Source organism: Hymenobacter elongatus, assembly GCF_004745955.1.
GTDB lineage: Bacteria > Bacteroidota > Bacteroidia > Cytophagales > Hymenobacteraceae > Hymenobacter > Hymenobacter elongatus.
Window position 1 is genome coordinate 1 of sequence record NZ_SRLD01000101.1, and the last position, 1,230, is coordinate 1,230.

The following is a 1,230-nucleotide window of genomic DNA, read 5'->3' on the forward strand; positions in this document are numbered from 1 at the left end:
TGACCTCCTCCCAAGAAACTGGTCCACGCTAAAGTAGAGAAATCAGGCCCTTGTTGTATCTTAAACCAAGAGACATGCGCCATGAAAAAGACGAAGTTTACCGAGGCCCAGATCGTGTTTGCCCTGCGCCAGGCCGACACGGGCGTAGCCGTCGCGGAGGTCTGCCGGAAGATGGGCATCAGCGAGGCCACCTACTACAACTGGAAGAAGAAATACGGTGGGCTAGGCGTGCCGGAGCTGCGCCGGTTGAAGCAGCTGGAAGAGGAGAATCTGCACCTCAAACAGTTGGTGGCCGACCTGAGCCTGGACAAGCAAATGCTGCAGGACGTGCTCAAAAAAAAGTTCTGAAGCCCGTGCAGCGTCGCCACGCGGCTCACCACCTGATCGACGCCTACCGCATCTCGACCCGCCGGGCCTGCCAGGTCGTGTTGCTGCAGCGCTCGAGCTGGTACTACCGGCCGCACGGGCGGGATGACACGGTGTTGCGCCGCCGGTTGCGGGAACTGGCCCAGATCCGGGTGCGCTACGGCTGTCAGCGCCTGTTTACACTGCTACGCCGGGAGGGCTGGCCCGACAATCACAAGCGCATTCATCGCCTCTACTGCCTGGAAGGGCTGCATTTACGCAGCAAACGTCCCAAGCGTAGCCGGGCCGCGGCGCACCGCCTGGAGCGGGTCGAACTGCAGCGGCCGCACCAGAGCTGGAGCATGGATTTCGTGGCCGATCAGCTCTTCGACGGCCGGAAAATCCGGGCCTTAACAATAGTCGACAATTTTAGTCGTCAGTGCCTGGCCATTCACGTGGGGCAGTCGCTGAAAGGAGACGATGTAGTGGCCGTGATGAGCCGTCTGCACCAAACGCTGGGCGTCGTGCCGGAGCGCATTCAGGTCGACAACGGCAGCGAGTTTATCAGCAAAGCGCTAGACAAATGGGCGTATGAGCAGCAGGTCACGCTGGACTTCTCGCGCCCGGGAAAACCCACTGATAACCCGTACATTGAGTCGTTCAACGGCAGCTTCCGGGATGAGTGTCTGAACGTACACTGGTTCTTGTCGCTGACGGATGCACAGGAGAAAATCGAGCAGTGGCGGCAGGAGTACAATGGTTTCCGACCCCACAGCTCGCTGCAGAATTTAACGCCCGATCAGGTCATGGCAGCCGCCAGTACTGTCGAGCTTCAAACCGCCTGATTCTCTACTTCAGGCCGGTCCAGCAATTGGGAGGAGGTCA

The 1,230-nt window shown here is 59.5% G+C and carries 1 protein-coding gene; it reads left to right on the plus strand.

The window, feature by feature from the left end; all coding sequences use genetic code 11:
• Nucleotides 1-81 precede the first annotated feature (81 nt).
• Nucleotides 82-1,190, plus strand: a protein-coding gene (locus E5J99_RS20900; RefSeq protein WP_210114506.1) for an IS3 family transposase whose coding sequence is annotated in 2 segments (ribosomal slippage) — nucleotides 82-334 and nucleotides 334-1,190 — 1,110 coding nt in all. Because the reading frame shifts where the segments join, the coding sequence is not laid out codon by codon here.
• Nucleotides 1,191-1,230 lie beyond the last annotated feature (40 nt).